The 19,023-nt window shown below is 60.8% G+C and carries 20 protein-coding genes; 14 read left to right on the forward strand and 6 right to left on the reverse strand.

The window, feature by feature from the left end:
• Positions 1 to 120: 120 nt before the first annotated feature.
• Positions 121 to 1,458: a S41 family peptidase gene (locus tag ACIPUD_RS21085; protein ID WP_026233497.1), complete on the reverse strand. Its 1,338-nt coding sequence runs from the start codon at positions 1,456 to 1,458 to the stop codon at positions 121 to 123.
• 304 nt (positions 1,459 to 1,762) lie between these two features.
• On the opposite strand from ACIPUD_RS21085, the gene ACIPUD_RS21090 reads away from it, so the two are divergent.
• The 6 genes from ACIPUD_RS21090 to ACIPUD_RS21115 all read left to right on the forward strand — a co-directional run bounded on the left by ACIPUD_RS21090 (position 1,763) and on the right by ACIPUD_RS21115 (position 7,150).
• A complete protein-coding gene (locus ACIPUD_RS21090) occupies positions 1,763 to 2,896 on the forward strand; it encodes an alpha-hydroxy acid oxidase (protein WP_446481462.1) in 1,134 nt (377 codons plus the stop codon).
• Between the two features lie 14 nt (positions 2,897 to 2,910).
• Positions 2,911 to 3,537 carry an HAD family hydrolase gene (locus ACIPUD_RS21095; protein ID WP_085395035.1) on the forward strand — a complete coding sequence of 209 codons (627 nt, stop codon included), beginning with the start codon at positions 2,911 to 2,913 and terminating at the stop codon, positions 3,535 to 3,537.
• Positions 3,538 to 3,703: 166 nt separating this feature from the next.
• Positions 3,704 to 3,895 (forward strand): hypothetical protein, encoded by a 192-nt coding sequence (locus tag ACIPUD_RS21100; protein WP_026233498.1) that lies wholly within the window; start codon positions 3,704 to 3,706, stop codon positions 3,893 to 3,895.
• A gap of 237 nt (positions 3,896 to 4,132) precedes the next feature.
• Entirely contained in the window at positions 4,133 to 5,344 is a 1,212-nt protein-coding gene (locus ACIPUD_RS21105) for a molybdopterin molybdotransferase MoeA (RefSeq protein WP_446481463.1), read from the forward strand.
• 176 nt (positions 5,345 to 5,520) lie between these two features.
• Positions 5,521 to 6,222: a transcriptional repressor LexA gene (gene lexA, locus ACIPUD_RS21110; RefSeq protein ID WP_026233499.1), complete on the forward strand. Its 702-nt coding sequence runs from the start codon at positions 5,521 to 5,523 to the stop codon at positions 6,220 to 6,222.
• 493 nt (positions 6,223 to 6,715) lie between these two features.
• Complete coding sequence (locus ACIPUD_RS21115; RefSeq protein WP_018458088.1) at positions 6,716 to 7,150, forward strand: hypothetical protein; 435 nt, start codon at positions 6,716 to 6,718, stop codon at positions 7,148 to 7,150.
• A gap of 138 nt (positions 7,151 to 7,288) precedes the next feature.
• On the opposite strand, the gene ACIPUD_RS21120 is transcribed toward ACIPUD_RS21115, so the two are convergent.
• Positions 7,289 to 8,977 (reverse strand): ComEC/Rec2 family competence protein, encoded by a 1,689-nt coding sequence (locus tag ACIPUD_RS21120; RefSeq protein WP_446481464.1) that lies wholly within the window; start codon positions 8,975 to 8,977, stop codon positions 7,289 to 7,291.
• A 248-nt stretch (positions 8,978 to 9,225) separates the two neighbouring features.
• Here ACIPUD_RS21120 and ACIPUD_RS21125 point away from each other — a divergent pair, with 248 nt between their 5' ends.
• Positions 9,226 to 9,708, forward strand: a complete 483-nt coding sequence (locus tag ACIPUD_RS21125; RefSeq protein WP_446481465.1) for a hypothetical protein — start codon at positions 9,226 to 9,228, stop codon at positions 9,706 to 9,708.
• A 387-nt stretch (positions 9,709 to 10,095) separates the two neighbouring features.
• On the opposite strand, the gene ACIPUD_RS21130 is transcribed toward ACIPUD_RS21125, so the two are convergent.
• The gene (locus tag ACIPUD_RS21130; protein ID WP_446481466.1) at positions 10,096 to 10,926 is read right to left on the reverse strand and encodes a hypothetical protein; all 831 of its coding nucleotides are present in this window, start codon (positions 10,924 to 10,926) and stop codon (positions 10,096 to 10,098) included.
• Between the two features lie 656 nt (positions 10,927 to 11,582).
• Here ACIPUD_RS21130 and ACIPUD_RS21135 point away from each other — a divergent pair.
• The 7 genes from ACIPUD_RS21135 (at position 11,583) to ACIPUD_RS21165 (ending at position 15,022) form a co-directional block, all read left to right on the forward strand.
• Positions 11,583 to 11,876, forward strand: a complete 294-nt coding sequence (locus ACIPUD_RS21135) for a hypothetical protein (protein ID WP_446481467.1) — start codon at positions 11,583 to 11,585, stop codon at positions 11,874 to 11,876.
• The gene (locus tag ACIPUD_RS21140; RefSeq protein WP_446481468.1) at positions 11,869 to 12,183 is read left to right on the forward strand and encodes a hypothetical protein; all 315 of its coding nucleotides are present in this window, start codon (positions 11,869 to 11,871) and stop codon (positions 12,181 to 12,183) included. Before ACIPUD_RS21135 ends, ACIPUD_RS21140 begins: the two co-directional genes overlap by 8 nt.
• Before the next feature lie 260 nt (positions 12,184 to 12,443).
• Positions 12,444 to 12,866 (forward strand): hypothetical protein, encoded by a 423-nt coding sequence (locus tag ACIPUD_RS21145; RefSeq protein ID WP_446481469.1) that lies wholly within the window; start codon positions 12,444 to 12,446, stop codon positions 12,864 to 12,866.
• Positions 12,867 to 12,924: 58 nt separating this feature from the next.
• Positions 12,925 to 13,317, forward strand: a complete 393-nt coding sequence (locus ACIPUD_RS21150; RefSeq protein WP_446481470.1) for a hypothetical protein — start codon at positions 12,925 to 12,927, stop codon at positions 13,315 to 13,317.
• 81 nt (positions 13,318 to 13,398) lie between these two features.
• Complete coding sequence (locus ACIPUD_RS21155; protein WP_446481489.1) at positions 13,399 to 13,929, forward strand: YfbU family protein; 531 nt, start codon at positions 13,399 to 13,401, stop codon at positions 13,927 to 13,929.
• Between the two features lie 184 nt (positions 13,930 to 14,113).
• Complete coding sequence (locus ACIPUD_RS21160) at positions 14,114 to 14,587, forward strand: hypothetical protein (RefSeq protein ID WP_446481471.1); 474 nt, start codon at positions 14,114 to 14,116, stop codon at positions 14,585 to 14,587.
• A 24-nt stretch (positions 14,588 to 14,611) separates the two neighbouring features.
• Positions 14,612 to 15,022 carry a hypothetical protein gene (locus ACIPUD_RS21165; RefSeq protein ID WP_446481472.1) on the forward strand — a complete coding sequence of 137 codons (411 nt, stop codon included), beginning with the start codon at positions 14,612 to 14,614 and terminating at the stop codon, positions 15,020 to 15,022.
• 82 nt (positions 15,023 to 15,104) lie between these two features.
• On the opposite strand, the gene ACIPUD_RS21170 is transcribed toward ACIPUD_RS21165, so the two are convergent.
• The 3 genes from ACIPUD_RS21170 to ACIPUD_RS21180 form a co-directional block, all read right to left on the reverse strand.
• Positions 15,105 to 15,317: a DUF6894 family protein gene (locus ACIPUD_RS21170; RefSeq protein ID WP_446481473.1), complete on the reverse strand. Its 213-nt coding sequence runs from the start codon at positions 15,315 to 15,317 to the stop codon at positions 15,105 to 15,107.
• A gap of 619 nt (positions 15,318 to 15,936) precedes the next feature.
• Positions 15,937 to 16,245 carry a hypothetical protein gene (locus ACIPUD_RS21175; RefSeq protein WP_446481474.1) on the reverse strand — a complete coding sequence of 103 codons (309 nt, stop codon included), beginning with the start codon at positions 16,243 to 16,245 and terminating at the stop codon, positions 15,937 to 15,939.
• A gap of 77 nt (positions 16,246 to 16,322) precedes the next feature.
• Complete coding sequence (locus ACIPUD_RS21180) at positions 16,323 to 18,989, reverse strand: right-handed parallel beta-helix repeat-containing protein (RefSeq protein ID WP_446481475.1); 2,667 nt, start codon at positions 18,987 to 18,989, stop codon at positions 16,323 to 16,325.
• Between the last annotated feature and the right edge of the window lie 34 nt (positions 18,990 to 19,023).

The following is a 19,023-nucleotide window of genomic DNA, read 5'->3' on the forward strand; positions in this document are numbered from 1 at the left end:
ATGGCTGCTACGAGGCCACCTTCGCGGCCATGAACCCGAGCTGACACAGCGTCCCGAAACAAGTTCGCCCGGGAACGGCTATCCGCTCCCGGGCGATCAACACCTTACCGTCGCGAGCGCCTAGTTCGGCACCGCAGCCTTCGACGCCGGCTTGGCGGCGACCGCATTCGCGGTTTGGCCGTGCAGGAAGTCGTAGGCCGTATGCAGGGCCTTGTCGTCTTTCGCTTCCGGTGGGACATAGGACTGCGACCCGGTCTGCTCGGTGCCGTCGGCTGCCTGGAGATGACCGCGCATCTGGGACTCCGCCATGGTGTCCATCCGGCCCTTCAGCTCGGGCGGCACGTCTTGGAGGATCTCGATGTCGGGCGCGATGCCCTGGGCCTGGATCGAGCGGCCCGAGGGCGTGTAGTAGCGCGCCGTGGTCAGCGCCAGCGCGCCGTTGCCGGTGCCGAGCGGAATGATGGTCTGCACCGAGCCCTTGCCGAACGAGCGCGTGCCGATCAGCGTCGCGCGCTTGTGGTCATGCAGCGCGCCGGCCACGATTTCCGAGGCTGAGGCGGAGCCGCCGTTGACGAGAACCACCAGCGGCTTGCCCTTGGTGAGGTCGCCACCATGGGCGGTAAAGCGCTGGGTCTCTTCCGGATTGCGGCCGCGGGTCGAGACGACCTCGCCACGCTGCAGGAACGCGCTCGACACCGACACGGCCTGGTCGAGCAATCCGCCCGGATTGTTGCGCAGGTCCATCACGTAGCCTACCAGCTTCTCCGGCGGAACCTCCTTGGTGATCGATGCGATCGCCTTCTTCAGGCCATCGGTGGTCTGCTCGTTGAACGAGGTGACGCGGATATAGCCGATATCCCCGTTCTCGACGTGGAAGCGCACGGGACGCACATGGATGATCTCGCGCTTGATCGCGACGTCGAGCGGGGCGTCGGCGCCCTTGCGCACGATCGTGAGCTTGGTCTGGGTCTCGACCGGCCCCTTCATCTTGTTGACGGCCTGCTCGAGCGTCATGCCCTGCACGGCATCGCCGTCGATCTTGCTGATGAGGTCGCCCGACATGATGCCGGCCTTGGATGCCGGCGTGTCGTCGATCGGCGAGACGACCTTGACCAGCCCCTCCTCCATCGTGACCTCGATGCCGAGCCCGCCGAACTCGCCGGAGGTGGTCTCCTGCATCTCGGTCCAGGCCTTGTCGTTCATGTAGCGCGAGTGCGGATCGAGCGAGGTCACCATGCCGGTGATCGCGCCTTCGATCAGCTTGGCATTGTCAGGCTTCTCGACATAGCTCGCCTTCACCCGCTCGAACACTTCGCCGAACAGATTGAGCTTGGAATAGGCGTCATCCGCGCTCGCTGCCGCCCGTGCCGCCCATACGCCGCCGTGCGGACTGGCTACCAAAAGGGTCAGACACGCTCCGGTGAGCGCGCCCAGTGGAAACAGCAGGGTTTTCCGCATGGATAGGCTGGCCTTTTTGCTTCGCGGTTCGGTGGGGCTGGGAGCCGCCATGCAAATGGCGATCCAGCCTGCTTCTCACAATACCATTCTGGTTTCTTCAAGGCCGGGATGCCACGCCGGCGGGTACACCGTAAAAATCGGTTGGTCCGGACCTAAACTTTCGGCAACGTTGCAGGACCGGTTCGTGCGCAGCGGGGGTCGGCCGGCCGGCCCGCGCCTCGCAGCCATGCCATTTTAGGATGGTTTTGGCGCCCCGGACGGGTTAGGCGATCAGGGAAGGCTTCAAATTCTCGGGAGGATAACAATGAACGAAGCACCCCGCATCCAACCGGAAAGGAACGTCGAGCTCGGCGCCAGCACCGAGCCGTTCCAGAATCTGCATGAATTCATCCGGAAAGCCCGTGCCAACCTCAACCAGAATGCATGGGACTATATCGTCGGCGCGGCCGAGACCGAGACCACGATGCGTCGCAACCGCATGGCGCTGGACGAGATCGCCTTCCGCCCGCGCGTGCTGCGCGATGTTCGCAAGGTTACAGGTTCGGCCGAACAGTTCGGCCGCAAGATGCGCCTGCCCGTGGTCCTCGCCCCGGTCGGCGCGCTCGAGATCTTCGATCCGGATGGTGCGGCGAGCGTGGCACGCGCCTGCGGCACTTTCGGTGCGGCGCACATGCTCAGTTCGGTGTCCGAGCCCGGCCTAGAAAAGACCGCCGAAGCTGCGTCCGACGCGCTGCGGCTCTACCAGCTCTATGTGCGCGGCGATGACGCCTTCGTCGCCGACGTCGTCAGCCGGGCCGAGAAGAACGCCTACGCCGCCTTCTGCCTGACCGTCGACACCGCCCACTACAGCCGCCGCGAACGTGACATCGCCAAGCGCTACGTTCGCGAGAGCCGCTTGCGCGCCACCGGGGGCGATTACCAGAAGGGTCTGGAGTGGCGGACGGTGAAGATGATCAAGGACAAGTTCAAGATCCCGCTGATCCTCAAGGGCATCGCGACGCCGGAGGACGCGCTGATCGCGATCGATCACGGCGTCGAATGGATCTACGTCTCCAACCATGGCGGCCGTCAGCTCGATCACGGTCGCGGCGCCATGCACGTGCTGCCCGAGATCGTCGACGCCGTGAACGGCCGCGCCAAGATCATGGTCGATGGCGGTGTCTGTCGCGGCACCGACATCGTCAAGGCGATCGCGGCGGGCGCCGACCTCGTCGGCATCGGCCGGCTGCAATGCTGGGCGCTGGCGGCGGCCGGCGAAGCCGGCGTGGCGCGCATGCTGGAACTGCTCGAGGACGAAGTGCTGCGCTGCCTCGGCCTCTTGGGTGCGACCTCGTTCGCCGAGGTCAACAAATCCTGCCTGCACCAGGCGACCGCAACCAACGCGCCGAGTGTGTTCAGCGCGTTTCCGCTGTTCGACCACGAGCCGTATCGATACTGAGTGAAAGGACGCAGGTGACATCGCTCTCTCCCGGCAGCGCGGATGCGCTCCTGTTCGATCTCGGCCGCGTCGTGCTCGATATCGATTTCTCCAAGGCGATCGCCTGCTGGGCGGGACATGCCGGCTGCAAGCCCGAAGCCATCGTCGCGCGCTATGTGCGGGACAGCGAAGCCTATCGGTTGCACGAGATGGGGAAGATCAGCGATGAGGACTATTTCGCCTCATTGCGAGCCTCGCTCGGAATCGGCATTTCGGACGCGCAATTCCTGGAAGGCTGGAACGCGATTTTCGCCGGCGAAATGCCTGACATCGCCGAGCTGCTGCCGCGCGCAGCGAAACAGATGCCGCTCTATGCTTTCTCCAACACCAACCGGCCGCACGTGGACCATTTCTCGAGGGAATATGCCGACCTCCTCGGCCATTTCCGCGAGCTGTATTTGTCGTCCAGCATCGGCCTGCGCAAACCGGATGCGGAGGCCTTCGACCACGTCGTTGCGGCGATCGGCGTGCCCGCCGGGCGCATCGTGTTCTTCGACGATCTTGCCGAAAACATCGAGGGAGCGCGCGCGCGCGGCTTGACGGCGGTGCATGTGACCTCGCCGCGTGACGTCGGGAACGCATTGAAGGCATTGGGCATTTGACGACGTCCGTTCTCGCGAAACCCACGACGGCACGGCCCGACGGACCAATTTTGAAAAATTGAGGAACCGGATCACTTTGTACATTTTTATACAGAGTTCCGGGAACGGAATACCGCCTTCCGGACTCTTAGAGTCCGTTGGGACTTCTATGGACGGATGCATCATCGTGCTGGGCAAAACCTACCTCACCAAGCAGGCCTCTCTTCTTCTTGAATTCGCGAGGACAACTTCAGATTCGGACCTTTCCGCCAAGCTTGTGAGCAAGGCCGCCGACCTGAAATCCCAAGCCGACCCGCTGCCCGACAAGGATCAGGGATCCAAGGCGCCCGACGTAACTCCCGGGCAGGCAGGGAGCTGATCGATTCAGGCCATGGCGCGTTCTCGCCTTGCCATGATTTTCGTCGCTTCCATGACCACTCTCCTGCCGATCTGTGACCTCCTTCGGATCATGCCGCGACGCGCTTGATCCTGCCTTCCGGAACAATGTGAAGGGGCGGGATGACTGTGCCTGCTCACCGCTTTTGCCTCTGCGCCTGCGCTCGGCTAGAAGACGTGCGGAACATTCGCCCGAACGTGCCGAGCAGGAGTTTTCGCCGTGGCCTTGATGCCGGTTTCTGACGCGCTTGCCGCGGTGCTGGCGGGTGCAGAGCCGCCGCCGGAAGAAATGATTTCCCTCGACGAGGCCTACCATCGCGTGCTCGCGCGTGACGTCGTGGCGCGGCGCACGCAGCCGCCGCAGGCGATGTCGGCGATGGACGGCTACGCGGTGCGCGCGGCCGATGCCGCGACGATCGATTCGGAGCTCACCGTCATCGGCGAAGTCGCAGCGGGCCGACCGTTCGAGGGGACGGTCGGAGCCGGCGAGGCCGTGCGGATCTTCACCGGCGGCGTCGTTCCCTTTGGCGCGGACGCCGTCGTGATCCAGGAGGACACGGTCGCCGCCGGCAAGCGGATCACGATCAAGGAAGCCGCAATCGCCGGCCGGCACATCCGCCCCGCCGGCGTCGATTTCCGCGAGGGCGACGTGCTCCTGCGCAAGGGAAGCCGTTTGACCGAGCGAGACCTCGCGCTCGCCGCCGGGATGAATCATCCGCACCTTGCCGTTGTCAGGCGTCCGAAAGTCGCGATTCTCGCCACCGGCGACGAGCTGGTGATACCGGGCACCACGCCCGGCCACGGCCAGATCGTCTATTCCAACGGCTACGCCCTGCACGCGCTCGCCCGCAGCGAGGGCGCCGAGACCATCGACCTCGGTATTGCCGCCGACACGCTGGAGGCGACCACCGCCGGCATCCGCCGCGCCCGCGAGAGAGGCGCCGACGTCCTGATCACGACCGGCGGCGCATCGGTCGGCGACCACGATCTGGTCCAGCAGGCACTGCGGGACGAAGGCATCGCGATGGCGTTCTGGAAGATCGCGATGCGGCCAGGCAAGCCGATGATGCACGGGCGACTCGGCGCAATGGGTGTGATCGGCCTGCCGGGCAATCCCGTATCGTCCTACGTGTGCGCTTTCCTGTTCATGGTGCCGCTGATTCGCGCCCTGTCGGGCCGTTCAGTGATTCACCATCGCCGTGAACGCGCCGTGCTCGGCCGCGACGTCGGCGCCAACGACCAGCGCGAGGACTATCTGCGCGCGCATCTTGAGGAGCGTGACGATGGCACACGCGTCGTTGTTCCCGTCAATCATCAGGACTCTTCGCTGCTTGCGAATCTCGCTGCAGCACAGGTACTTCTCGTCCGCGCACCATTCGCGCCGAAGGCCGAAGCCGGCACGGCTTGCGAAGTGTTGCGGCTCCCCGTCTGAGCGCCCCCGCAACGCGCGTTCCGCGCACTTTGCTCTGTTCACGGTAAATTAAGCAGTTGCGGAACATGTATCGAACATATAGTGTCTGTTCATGATTTGTTTCGAGCATGCAGCGGCTTATGGCCGAATTCAGCGTCTCGGAATCGGACGACATCAACCGGGGGACTTTGGTCGAGATGTTAACGCGCAAACAATACGAGCTTCTGCGGTTCATCAGTGAACGTCTGAAGGAAAGCGGCGTGCCGCCCTCCTTCGACGAGATGAAGGATGCGCTCGATCTGCGCTCGAAGTCGGGCATCCATCGCCTGATCACGGCGCTCGAGGAGCGTGGCTTCATCCGACGCCTGCCCAACCGCGCCCGTGCGATTGAAGTCATCAAGCTGCCGGAGCTCCAGGCAGCCGCTGGCAGCCGCCGCGGCTTCACGCCGAGCGTCATCGAGGGCAATCTCGGCAAGGTGCGTGCGAGCGCGAGCCTGCCCGCTGACGAGGGCGAACGTCCCGTCGCGGTGCCGGTGATGGGCCGCATCGCGGCCGGCACGCCGATCGAGGCGTTGCAGACCCGCAGCCATACTATCAGCGTACCGCCTGACATGCTCGGCTCGGGCGAGCATTACGCGCTGGAAGTGCGCGGCGACTCGATGGTCGAAGCCGGCATTCTCGACGGCGACATGGCCCTGATCCAGCGCAACGAGAGCGCCGATACCGGCGACATCGTGGTGGCGCTGATCGACGACGAGGAAGCGACGCTGAAGCGCTTCCGCCGTCGCGGCGCCTCGATCGCGCTCGAGCCCGCCAACGCGGCCTATGAGGTCCGCATCCTGCCGCCCAACCGGGTGAAGATTCAGGGCAAGCTGATCGGGCTTTACCGGAAGTACTGATACCGGGAGTCTTTCTATCGGCAGTACTTCATATCGGAAGCACTTCATGCCGGAGGTGCTTGGCGCCTCGCGCGCTTCCGATCGGCATTGCCGGTCAGAGATTGGAGCGGATCATCGTCCGCTCCGGCTGGATAGCCTTTCTGGTTCTGCACAGACTATCCGGCCCCTCCTCCAACGCTGGCTCCTCGCCACGCCGACGAAGCAGCACCGCTTCAAGCAGCACCGCTTCGCGGCTCGGTTGTTCGAGGAAACAGCGACCAGCGGTCAAGTTCGGCCGTTGCAGCCAAGTTGGCAATGTTCGCGTACGCGCCTCCCGAATGCATCGCGGCGAGCTTTGTTCCTATTGAATTCGGGAAAGATAATGTGATCGCGGCTTGCGGAAGCCAGCCGCAGATTTGCCCACAACCAAGCAGAGCGTTCGTGCTTCCACTCTGATAGAGGCCTGCGCCTCGATAAGAGACGCGGGTTGCTATCCCAGCATGAGGAGCACCCGATGTGTGACTACAGCCTACATGCCGTCGCGTCGCGCCCCGCCGAAGTCGGCGAGACGATCGTCACGACAAGCTTCCGCGGCACCTCGACGCGCGGCTTCGCCTCTGCAGCCGATCCGTCTGTTGCCGTCTGCCTGCTGCCGGGGACGGAGCTCGCCTTCGCCGACGACGTCCGCTACGACAATCGCTGGATCTGGACGCGCACCATCAATTCCCGCGTGGGCAAGTTCGGCAAGATCGATCCGCACGTTCCCGACCGCCATCATGATGCGATCGAATTCCCCGACGGCAAATACGTGCTGGTGACGCAGCTCGTCGAAGGCCAGCGCGCGACGGTGCTGCAACTGCCGGTGACTCAGTCGGTCACCGAGCGCGAGCACAAGGCGCAGATCACCGCCGACAGGCAGCCGACCGTCACGCACCTGCCGATCGGCTGACAGAGCCGCCCTCCGGCTACGAAGTCGGAGGTCAGGATTGAATCGCCATCGCCGGCCGTGGCCGGCGAGATGGTGTGGTTTGCACCCCGCGAATCCGAACGGACGCACCGAACCACTGCGTTGCTCCGCACCATCAGATCAATCGTCGGCTTGCAGGTCGGTGTCCGCCGGCGTTGCGTCCTTGATGCGAGGCGCGGTCGACTTTGGCGCGAGGCTGCCGTCGAAATCACCCTCGCCGGCGCCGGCCGGCAACCAGGGGCGGCTCGTGCCTCTCGCCCTCACTGCCTGAACCACAAAACCGTCACCACGCTGCGTCAGCGCCAGCGCGCTCTGGCTGGCGAGCCGCTGCCGATCGACCACCATCGCCGCGCAATCGGGCGGCGCGGGACGTGTCGTCACCACCAGGGCGGCCCGACTGCAATCGTCTGCGAGAGCGTCGACGCGCAGTGCCAGCGCGACCAGCCTCCCGTCGGCCAGTGGCGTCACGCAGCCGGATTCGTCGCAGGACACGCCATCGGCAAGCGAGGCTCTGCCCGCATCGCGCGGATCGGCGTCGGCAGCGAGCCATTCCTTGAGCAGAAAGCTGTCCTTGTTCGTCCTGATCAGGTGCAGATATCCGTCCCTGCCCCGCACCGCGACGCTGGCGCCATCCCCGGCAATCAGGATGTCGGGCTGCCGCGCCGACAGTCCCCAGAGGATCGCTGCCAGCAGCACCAGGGCGCCGGACCAGCGCAGCGGCGTGCGCAACAAGCCGAGCACAATGATTCCCAGGCTCGCCGCGATCAGCGGCGCGATCCCGAACGCCGGGATGCGGCCCACCGCGCCCGGCAAGGCCGCGACCCAGCGCGAGACCGCGACCATCCACTCGATGCCAATCCCCATCAGCCACCAGAACACGCTGTCCAGCCCGAACGGCGCAGCAAGCAGCCCCAACAGCCCCGCCGGCATCACCAGCGCAGAGACCACCGGCATCGCGCCGAGATTGGCGAGCACGCCGAACGGCGTGACACGGTGGAAATGAAAGGCGGCATAGGGCGTCGTCGCAAGTCCCGCAATCAGCGAAGCCATGAACAGCATCGCAATCTCGCGCCCACCCCACATCGCAATGCGCGCAGTCGCCGAATTGTCCGGCGAGGCAAACAAATTGGGCATGCCGATCTGCACCAGTGCGACCAAGCCGAGCGTTGCCGCAAACGACATCTGAAAACTCGGATGCACCAGCGCTTCCGGCGCGACCGCCAGCACGATCAGCGCAGCCACAGCAAGCGTGCGGAAGGTGATGGCGCGGCGATCGACCATCACCGCGATCAGCACCACCGCCGTCATGAAGAACGACCTTTGCGTGGCGACCTCCGCGCCCGACAGCAGCAGGTAGAACGCAGCGGCGACCAGCGCGGCGGCGGCCGACCATTTCTTGATGGCGAAGCCGGCCGCCAATCCGGGGATCAGAGCGAGCAGCGCGCGCACCGCGAAGAACACGACGCCGGCAACGACGGCCATGTGATAACCGGAGATCGAGAGCACGTGGCCGAGGCCGGAGATGAACATCGCATCGTTGACGGGCGTGGTGATCGCATCGCGCCGCCCGGTGAGCAGCGCGGTCGCGATCGCCCGATTGTCGCCGTCGAGCGTCGCCCGGATGCGGGCATCGATCGCATCGCGCAGGCCTTGCATGAAGGCCGCGTAACGCAGCCGTAAGCCGCCGGTCTCAGGCGGCGACGCCACCGTGATGGCGCCCATCGCGAAGCCGGAGGCGCCGATGCCCTGGAAGAACATGTCACGCGAAAAGTCGTAGCTGCCGGGCCGCACCGGCGCGAGTGGCGGCATCAGCCGCTGAGTAATCGATTATCTAGCTGATATCATTATGAAAGTTTATATCAATGGATTAGCTCCCACAAAGCAACCCACAAATATCCGGTACTGGCATGTTTCCGACGCGGTGGCCTAGTTTAAAAATGAGGCGGCCCAATTGGTTGGCCCTTACGGAATCGAATAACTCCGCCTAGGGTTGAACCAATTGACCCGTTCGCTTCACCAAAATAGGTTCCCCAGATTCAAGGGGAAGGATTTCAGGGATGGAAATTACGTCTACCCTATGGGGATGGTTCAAGGGAACTGGACCGCTTTGGGTGCAGATTTGGATACGTGCCGGCGCTTGGTTTTTGGGAATTGTGATTGCGGCTCTACCTTCGTTCAGCCTGTCGGGAGCCGAATTTGGAACGCTATCGTCAATGGCTACGGCCGCAGCAAAAGCAGGCCATTACAAGGACTTCTACTTCCTAACGGTCGTGGCCTCTGTGCTGGGTCTCACAACCACCTTAGTCCACGTGTTCAAGTACACGGACAATATAGCGCATTGGGCGCGCTTCGTTTTTGGCGTACTTTGCTTCTACTTCATTGGAGTTGCGGTAATTGGCGTTAACCGGTTCGGCGAACTTGCCCGACTCCCCGACCATCAACTTCCCGTTTTCGGCCTCGATTTGTCTATATTATTCTGGACTTTGACTGCTGGACTACTAGCTGAGATTGTCGTTGTTTTAAGGGAACACGCGCCATAGTTGAGCGTTCCCGTTCAGGAGAAGGTGCCATGTCATACCTACCGCAAGTGGTCCTAGCTTTTGGAAAGCTATCCGTCGCTCTCACGCTGGTAGCTATTGTTGCCCGGTATGCCTCTACCCAAAATTTTCGCAACAACTTCCACAGCACCGTCTTCCATCCCCTTGACCGTGTCCGGCGGCTATTCTGAGCCGCCCCCTCGACTGAGCCATGATGACCGAGAGAACCAAGGCTCAATGAGCGAAAGAGGCCGCCTCAGTGGGCGGCCTCTTTTATTTTCATTCGTTTTCCTCGTCATCCTGTCGGCCTGGCGGCATGTAGGATCATAGAAGGCCGGCCTAGCCCTTGTCCGAGGGCCTAAATATAGAGATCGTCCTTGGTTGCTCTGATCAAGAGCGACGGCTTCCGGCTTCAGTGTCGATGTCCAGGCTAGTCAGCACGGCGCGAGCGCGTGTGGGGAGGTCCGTTTCATCGAAAAAGGGATAGCCGCTATCGGTTGAAGTGCAGCGGTCGCGAACTGCATCATCGAAAAAGATGGTGTGCTTGGCGTAGTCCCGCTCGCCATAGAGATGCCAACTGACCGTTTCGAGCTCCTGAACCAGAAAGCTCTGGTAGCGATGGAGCAAGCCGACGCGCGTGAGCTTGCGGCCACGCTGCAATGCTCCCACCCGCTTCTTTGGCACGATCGGACCGGCGGCCTTGGTCAGATCTGAGGAAATTTTCACAATATCGTCGACGTTCAGCACATCCTCGATCGAGGGGGTTTTGAGACATTCGATTTCAGCGAGCACCGCTCTGAGCTGGGCGGCCACTTGGCCCGCTGTCGCCGCGCGCCCAGACAGGATTGCCCCTAGAATCTTGTTCTTCAATTGACAGTAGTCATCCACCTCCTCATCTGTGGGCTGATAGTCCGGCCGATCGGTAAGCCGATCCACTGCATCGATGGCTTTGCGGTGCCAATGGCAGAGCATTTCTATGGACTGGCCCTCCAAGACGAACCCACCAGGCACCTTGCCGAAGATCTCGGGGTAGTCGGAGTAATCATACTCACACTGCGATCGGAGCTCCTGGAGCGGCACTGGCGCGGATGGAGCCGATTCGGCGTCGGTATCGGCTGTGCGACCCGCGAGCGCAACGGGGGCCTGATCCCCCGCCCCCGACCGTGAAGGTAGCGCGACCGCTGACGCGGCGGCACCGGCTGCCGTAATCACGTAGTTCATGAATATCCTCCTGTTCGGTGTTGCAACCCCAGTCCTGGGCGGAGAATCCGCAGGCCCGGGCTCGAGTTCACCTCGCTTAGAAGCGGGCTGGGATGCATTTGGATGGCTGGCCGGAATCAGGAGTGCAGGACAGACTGACGAAGCGCCTGGGGCGCTGCACGATCGTTTGCTGGTCATGGAGGTGCTCTGTGGCTCAGGGCTTTCGACGGCCCTTCTATGCAGCGGGACAGCCGCTGCAGCCGGGGGGTCGAAACTCGCCAGAGCGACGAGCCGAGCGCTTTTAAGGGTTGCCCCTCTGGACAGCACGCCCGACCCCGGCCATAAAGGCAGGGTTCGGAGCCGCACCGCCAAGTGCGTCCGTCGCAAACGTCCCGACGGGATGTCTGCATTCAGCCGTCACCCCCGACGCCAATCGGGAGCATCCTGACCAAGGATGTGCGGCTATAGCTCTGGTCCGGGTTTCGACGCCCACGGACACCCTACCCCGAATCGCTAACCAAATCACCCCTTTCGAGGGGCGCTTCGGCGCGTTCGGCGTTAGGTCAATGCTGCGCGACTGCCGCGGCCGGGTTCCATTGACAGGCGGTAGGGATTCGAAGTCATCTGCCTTGCCGTCGATAAGTTCGATCTTAACTGACCGTCGCTAACGAGCTTTTATGCCCATCTTTGTTCTCCTTCCGCAAAACGAAGTTGCTCAGCAGAATCTGCCGGGCGCAGTCGCGCGCGCTTATCCTGAGGCGAACAAGCAGCTCGCCAATCACAACTGGCTGGTTGCAGGCAAAGGCACAGCACAAGAAGTTTCGGCTAAGCTAGGCGTGACGAACCCTAAGGATCCTGCTTCGTCCGCTGTGGGTACGGTGATGGTGCTCGAAATTGCGAGCTACTACGGCCGCGCAACCACGGACATTTGGGACTGGGTTAAGGCGAAGTGGGAGGCGACTGGTGGCTAAAAAGCCGGCCGGCCCCCCAGATAGTTCAGCGCCGGTTACGGTGCCCAGCGATTTCCCAGCAGTCGTGCCTCGGGATTTGCACCCCACGTCCGACATACGATTCGTCATTCATGAGCTCGGCAAACTTACGTCTCAGGTCGAGCGCCTAGTTACCGACGTTGAGGGACATGGCAAGAAGATCGGCGAAGTCAAGGACGCGATCACTTTTGTAAAAGGCGCGATTTGGGTGGTAGGCGGCGTCATCGCGCTGCTAGGCGTGGTTTTCGGGCTTATCATGTCCGGGAAGGTCTCGATCGCCTTCCACTGATCTGGCGCGCCGCCCCCCTGAGGGCGAAATGCGAGTGGTTGATGCGTCATTAGGTGACGTAATGACTTGATAGACCAGAGACAAATATAACCCGAAATATAACCAAGGCCGCTTCAGCTGGTGACGGGGCACTTCGGCCCGACCGTTCACAAACCCTGCATATTTTTCCCGAGTTGCGGCTTTTTACGCGCGCAACCTATTGATCTCCCGCAGCGGTTGAGGTTCATTGTGCCTATTATTTCGGCCGGGGGGCTTTTCACATGCATAGATTTGCGACTGCGGCGCTTTGCGTCGCGCTGGGCGGCTGTGCCGCCGCACCGAAGATGGGCTGGATTCGCGTCGACGGACAGCCTGCTCGTGAAAATCCCGTTCTACAAACGCAGTTCGAGGTCGACAGGACTGCCTGCCTCGGCGAGCGCAATAAGGCGGCCCTTTCAGGAGTCACCTTTACAGGTGGCGGGCTGGCGGGAGCCATGGCCGCGGCCGATCGATCCAACGCTGCAGATACCGTCGCCCAAGGGTGCATGGCGGAAAAAGGGTATCTTCTCGTCAAAGAAGACGAGGCAATAACCAAGCAGGCCGAGTTGGCCAAAGTTGCGGAGTTGAAGAAGCAACAGGAGGCCGCGGCCGTTGCGCCCTCTTCCAAGCCAAAGAAGCCGAGCCCGCCGAAGCCGTCAACCTAGCCGCCTCGTGCAGCGGATTGCAGATGTCGCCTGGAGCTCTGGTGCAGGAGATTCCCAAATGAAAAAACCGGCATCCGTCAAAGACGACGTTTTAGGTCTTATCGCCAGCGGACAAGCCGACCACCTCGCCAGTTACTTATCTCGCGGTCGGACGCATCAGGGCCTGACTGGACCCCAACTTTCAGAAGCTTGGAAAGCTGCATTCAGGCACATGGCGGATGACGTTCGAGACTACGCCAAAAGACAGATCGAAGACGACCTGAAACAAGAGTTTTCAGCGCGCGGCGAAGAGCCGCCCTACGATTTGATACATGACGACATGGAGAGGTTCGTAGCAGAGGTTGACGCCGCCATTAAACATCAGGAGGCGACCGATCCGGACGCCTTCGGGAAAACGGCTGACGCGGTAGAAACGGACTTAAAGAACTATCGAGACCGCAAGCAGAATTAATCTTTCCCTCACCGTGCGGCCATGCGGACGGCCGGCCGGTGGGCCCCCACACGTTCAAACGAGGAAATTGCTACCGTGAAAATGACCGATGGTGAGAAACTTATCGTCCTCATGTTGACCGACATCTCGAAGCGCTTAAAGGGCGAACCGGACATCGATCCGGACTTCGTTGCGCAAACCATCTACGCTAACCAACTGTGGGGCTTCGATTGGGAGTTAACCGGCATTCCTTTCGATCGGGAGGGGGAAGATCCTCCCGTGGTCAAGGAGACAGCCGACATCCTGGAAATGTTCAGCCTGACCATGTTTCACTTCAAGGAGCTACCTCAGTCAGAGCAGGAGCAGGTTCGGACCGAATTGGGATACTCAGCGCACGGGCTCGACGAATTCCCCGGCTTTGATGGCAACAATGATGAGCATATAGGTGTGGCGCGCTACTTGGTTGAACATCTGAAGCGATTCAAGGATCTCCCTGGAGCCACGAACAATTCGCACACGCAAACATCGCTCCCGCGATACCGAAAGATGCTGAGCGTCTATTTGCCGATGCGCGATCGGCTGGGTAGCGGCCGACTCACTTCCAAGCAGATTATCGAGATTTTCTCGGCGTAATCCGGGCCATAGGCCGGCAGGTTCGAATCGTGGCAAGACGCCGCGCGGGAGAATAACTTTGAATTGCTCGCAGTGCCCGACGCCGGCGCTCTACGTTGTGGGACCCGACGACAGTGAGGGCGGTACACCCATGTGCTTGGCGTGCTATGGCCGTCTAGAGGATATCCGATTTCGGCAGTACCTGATGTTGTCGGCAAGCTCAAATCAGGCCTTGGACGATATGGATTTCATAGTTGGATTTGGCCGCACCGGCGGCCGCATCCCCGTAGAAGCGTTAGCCAGGGCAGCGTCCATGTCACGCACGTACAACAATATCAAAATAGCCAATTCAAACATTGGCGTCATTAACACTGGCAACCTAGCGCGCATCGACGCCGCAATCACAATAAGCCAAGGGACGGAGGGCGCTGAGTTCGGGGCCAGGCTGAAGGATCTCGTAGAATCCATCGCCAAGAATGATCAGGCATCTAATGAGAAGAAGAAAGAGCTTGTTGAGGTCGCAACGGCGATTTCCGATCAGGCGATCAGCAAAACCCCTAGCAAGACGGTCTTAGATGTTCTGTTCGGGAAACTAGTTAGCTTAGCCTCTGGCTTTTCCACGATTGAAGGGGCCGTGGAGAAGCTGAAAGTCGCTTGGGATGCTATATCCGGAGGATAGAGCCAGTCTTCGGGGGGAGACAGCATGCTATTGTTTATTCTTTGGATCGTACTGACCGGGATCGTCGCCGCAGCCGCCGAGGCCCGCGGTCGCAGTGGACTCGGGTGGTTCATCGTGGCGTTTCTTCTCTCGCCTCTCGTTGGCATTTTGCTGCTCCTGGTTTTTCCCAACCTAAAGCATGAGCGCCTACTGCAAGCGGCCGTAGCGGGACGCCAGGAACCGCGACAGGTTGCGGCGCCCCGTTTGCCGAAAGCTAGCCTTTTAGGACGCGCGGACAGAGTGATTATTGATCGTCGGCCGCGCCCATTCGAGCCAGACGGAGTCTATTCCGGGGTGCCGTACAGGGTCGAAGAGGACGGATCGATACACGCCATCATGCAGGGATCGGTGGTTCGCTTCGCCAATTTCGACAAATTTACGGGCGCGCTGAGCTAGAGACAGTTGATAGCAACATCCCTCGCTTGTTGTGGAGAACGGCAGATAACCAACACGCTCAACAAACTCAATGTTGCTAATACTACCGGACCCTATGCCGCGCGATCGCGGCACCGGAGGCGTCAACCACGATCACGACCGTGCCCGCATCACGGTCGCAATCTGGATCGCTGGCGATGTCCCGAGCGACACGCGCGCCGTACCGGGACGCCACTTCAGCAGAGCTAAACATCTCACCCACATCGTCCGTCTGTGTCTCGCCGTTGTGAAAAATCGGAAAGTAGTAACGTCGCATAGCCGCGGCCCTCGTCCTTTAGCCGCGATCATGCCCCCATGTCAGGAAGGCCCGCACCTGTCAAAAACGACAGGGTCCGCGCGGCAGTGGCGCTCACCGCGGTTTGCGCTCCTATATCTTTGGCGCAAATAGCTTTATGCTGCCACCGTCTGACTCGGGGGGAGCAAATGTGGGCTAACAGGCAGTTCTGTCAACGAATAGCGTTGGTGGCAGGCGCAGTGTGGCTTGGCTCGATGATCATCTGCTCCGCGATTTTTCCCAAGTTCTACTGGTTTTCATCGTGGCAATACGAGCCGCCGATAGGACCTGCCGCAATCACCTCGGTCGCTGGCTGCCTCGTACTGACGGCCCTTGCTTTTGGCATCCCTTGGGCAATGGAAGCCAACGCAAATGCCCGGGAGTGACCTGGGCATTGTTATCTGCATTTTATGCAACGAAGTCCGCCGTCGGCAGACGTATGTCGAGCATCCACTCACCGTCTTCGCGACCGATCTAGCCGATTTCGGTGACCGTTACCTGTGTCATAGCTTCTGTCCCACTTCATTCTGCGATCTAGCGAATGCTAGAGCGCCGCCACGGCCCGGAAGAACGCGTCGATCTCGTCCGACACCCGCTGACATCAGTTCGGCCGTCCCGTCGGTTCCTCGATGAGTCTAGCCGGATCTATTTCCAGCAAGCGCTCTCGATTCTTGATGATCGCCTGATATCCAAAAATGGCGCGCGCCACTACACCATGCGCTGTTTCGATCCACTGCACCAACTCCGCCGCGGCGAACTGATTCATGTTGGTTAGTTCGACCAGGCGCGGCCGGATGAAGACTTCGAACGGTTGGATGGGGGAGACATTATCGGTGGAAGAAGCAGCCGTGAACTGGTCAAGCCAGTCCTGGGCCCATTTCTCCGCGTCAGACTTGAGATCGATATCCAATAGAACTATCCTCTTTAAGATAAACTGTGCAGGCGAACGGTCAGAACCCTGCGTCGGCGGGGGGCCGTTAATGCCAGTTAAGGGCGGGTAGAAACTGTCGCCCACGTTCCCGGCGAGCCGCCTGCCGTGCACAAGATCCGCACCGATTCGGTCGACGCAGCTCCGTTAATGTCGACGATGTCGTTTGTGACATACGATCCGAAAGCCGGTCGAGCCGATGAGATGCCTGGCGTCCGATTGGCGACATAATGTCCGTTTTGCGCCGAGCCATTTAGGCCAAAGCGATAAACCGGAATGATATCAGCACCAGAGAAATATGTGTCCGAACCGTCATACTCATTGTCCCTGAAAACGTAGAGCGCAGTCGTCACGCTCGAACTTGCGATCTTGTAGGCGATGCCGCCTGTCTTAACCTGCTTGACTCTGTTCCCTATCACGGAGGTGGCGGCGGCATTCGCCGTGACACTCAGGCCGATCGAACTGTTGTCTTCATCCCCGCTCCCGATGAGATTGTTGATCACATAGGCGCGAACAGCGTAGTCAACGGAAATATTGCCCTGCGTTCCGCCAGAGGCGCAATTGCGCGAAGTGCGATTGTTGCGAACCGTCACGCCGGTCGGGCTAGGTGATGAGCTATCGCTGAGCAGAATGCCGGCCTCGTTCGCTAGTGTGACCTGGTTTCTCTCAATTACCGTATCTGCGGCCCCTTGGCCTGCGCGAATGCCAGTCTTGAAACCTTGAACATAATTGTCGGCGACGAGTCCACCCTTACTGAACTGAACGTAAATTCCCTCGCCGAGATAACCGCCGCCACTGGCAACCAGAGCATTGCCGACCATGCGAGTGTCCGCCGGATAACCGTCTACGGTCCCGATCGGAGAATATGGGTATTGCGAGTTCGCCGGATCATTGACCGCACGATATACGTTGTCCGGATACGCCTCGTAATAAATGCCGTACCAAGTATTGCACTGATGGAGCGCATTGCCTTCGATGACGATGTTCTTCATCGCCATGTATCGGATTGTTGCCGGCGCAAACTCGAACGACAAATCGCCGCCGGTAACGAAGATGCCGGCGAATGTGGTCTCAGCGATGTCGTTCCCGACAACTCGCGTGTTGTAGATGCCTGACAGACGAATCCCGTGGCTGCCGAATGGGCCAGCATAAGGTGCCATCGTCATCTTGCCGATGATATTGTGCTCGATCACGAGATCATGAGGATAGATGCCGTATGCCGTGCCATTGTTGTAGCTGGTCTTCGATCCAGCAATATCCGCAGATGACAGCGTGCCGACAAAGGCCCAATCAAAGCCGATTGCGATCGAAATCGTCGAGTTGTCAGGAATGGTGTTGTGATGGACGTGAACGTTGCTGATGCCACCGTACCCAATGATGAGGGTGCCTTGCCCGTTGTTCCGGGCGCTGTCGACGGTGTTCCACGCAACCTCAATGCCCCGCGCAATAGCATACGGACTGACACTCGCGACAGTACCGCAATTGCCGTAAGCGGCCCCCATTGAAATCGGAGCATGCCAGATTGACTGTTCGGCGCCAAGCGTAGCCGAAAGCCCCGTGGATACCGAAGTCTTGATGTCCCATCCGATGATCTTGGTGTTGCTCAAGGGGCGGATGCCGTAAACTTGGCCGTCGCATTCAAGGCGCAGCTTGGCGCCGCTTCCGATGAGATTGACACCGCTCTTAAGGATGAGTCCCTTGTCTGTCACACCAGAATTGATGACAATTCGGTAAGTGTCTCCGGAAACACCCTCGACCGTTCCGCCTGCAGTCATGGCGCTGACGAAATCAATCGCGTCCTGTACCGCAGCGCGGTCGTCCGTCACTCCGTCGCCGACAGCGCCGAACATGCGCGGGTTAACGCGGTACTCTTTCAGCTCCCACCACGACGCGCCTGCGGTGTTCTGCCAGTGCCACGAACGCGCGACGCCGGGCGCGACGCCGAGTTTCTTGTACAGGCCACCGCCTTGATCCGCCGAGGCGGCGCGCCCCAACAGCCTAGCAAGGCCGACACCGGAGGGGATCGTTGCCGCTATCGCCAGGGCGCGCGTGTCGTATTGATGCACCTGATTGCCGAGTGCCGCGGCCGAAGCTGCAGCCGCAGCAGCCGACGCTGCAGCGGCATCTCGCGCGTCGAGCGCATCATTGAGCACGCCCGTTGCGTCGACCGGTACCGAAACCAAGATTTGGTAATGGTCGACAGCCCAAGCCATCAATACCGGAATATCCGTGACGAAAGAGTTCGCCGCGAGACTCGATCCAAGCGCGTTCTTGACCGGCGCGCCGTTGATGGTCACAGCGCCAGTGTTGTTCGCGGTGGGCGTGATAAGATAGAGTTTATTCGCGGGCATTGCCGGCGCCTCGGTCGCTGATGCCGTGATCGCATCGGCTGTTCCACCGGTCACCGTGAGCCGCACGAGGCTTGTCGACAGATCGCCCAAACGCGACCAAGAACCGGTGCCTGAGGATCCCGCCTTCACATAGAGGCCGTTTGACGAACCATCATTGTAAACGACCGCGGCCGTATTCGCCGAATGAGCAAGGTCTCCATTGAGCTCCGAAAGTGTCGCGTAGTAGAACCCGGGACCTGCGGTGCCGAGGACATTTTCCCACCAACTTGTCCACGCGATGATCTCGTCCTTGTTTGGAGCATGTGCGCCCGACGCCGCCACGCCCTGAATGTTATATTTTCGCCAGATCTCAGCGCCGGTCTTGATGATGCTCATCTTTCAATTCCCTGGTTAGCATTTAATCCTGAAG

The organism is Bradyrhizobium sp. CAR08 (assembly GCF_052871955.1).

Bases quoted from the DNA above. Each gene is read 5' to 3' on its own strand.
- ACIPUD_RS21085 (WP_026233497.1), bottom strand. From the start codon at position 1,458: ATGCGGAAAACCCTGCTGTTTCCACTGGGCGCGCTCACCGGAGCGTGT.
- ACIPUD_RS21090 (WP_446481462.1), top strand. From the start codon at position 1,763: ATGAACGAAGCACCCCGCATCCAACCGGAAAGGAACGTCGAGCTCGGC.
- lexA (WP_026233499.1), top strand. From the start codon at position 5,521: ATGTTAACGCGCAAACAATACGAGCTTCTGCGGTTCATCAGTGAACGT.
- ACIPUD_RS21115 (WP_018458088.1), top strand. From the start codon at position 6,716: ATGTGTGACTACAGCCTACATGCCGTCGCGTCGCGCCCCGCCGAAGTC.
- ACIPUD_RS21120 (WP_446481464.1), bottom strand. From the start codon at position 8,977: ATGCCGCCACTCGCGCCGGTGCGGCCCGGCAGCTACGACTTTTCGCGT.
- ACIPUD_RS21125 (WP_446481465.1), top strand. From the start codon at position 9,226: ATGGAAATTACGTCTACCCTATGGGGATGGTTCAAGGGAACTGGACCG.
- ACIPUD_RS21130 (WP_446481466.1), bottom strand. From the start codon at position 10,926: ATGAACTACGTGATTACGGCAGCCGGTGCCGCCGCGTCAGCGGTCGCG.
- ACIPUD_RS21135 (WP_446481467.1), top strand. From the start codon at position 11,583: ATGCCCATCTTTGTTCTCCTTCCGCAAAACGAAGTTGCTCAGCAGAAT.
- ACIPUD_RS21145 (WP_446481469.1), top strand. From the start codon at position 12,444: ATGCATAGATTTGCGACTGCGGCGCTTTGCGTCGCGCTGGGCGGCTGT.
- ACIPUD_RS21150 (WP_446481470.1), top strand. From the start codon at position 12,925: ATGAAAAAACCGGCATCCGTCAAAGACGACGTTTTAGGTCTTATCGCC.
- ACIPUD_RS21155 (WP_446481489.1), top strand. From the start codon at position 13,399: ATGACCGATGGTGAGAAACTTATCGTCCTCATGTTGACCGACATCTCG.
- ACIPUD_RS21160 (WP_446481471.1), top strand. From the start codon at position 14,114: ATGTTGTCGGCAAGCTCAAATCAGGCCTTGGACGATATGGATTTCATA.
- ACIPUD_RS21165 (WP_446481472.1), top strand. From the start codon at position 14,612: ATGCTATTGTTTATTCTTTGGATCGTACTGACCGGGATCGTCGCCGCA.
- ACIPUD_RS21170 (WP_446481473.1), bottom strand. From the start codon at position 15,317: ATGCGACGTTACTACTTTCCGATTTTTCACAACGGCGAGACACAGACG.
- ACIPUD_RS21180 (WP_446481475.1), bottom strand. From the start codon at position 18,989: ATGAGCATCATCAAGACCGGCGCTGAGATCTGGCGAAAATATAACATT.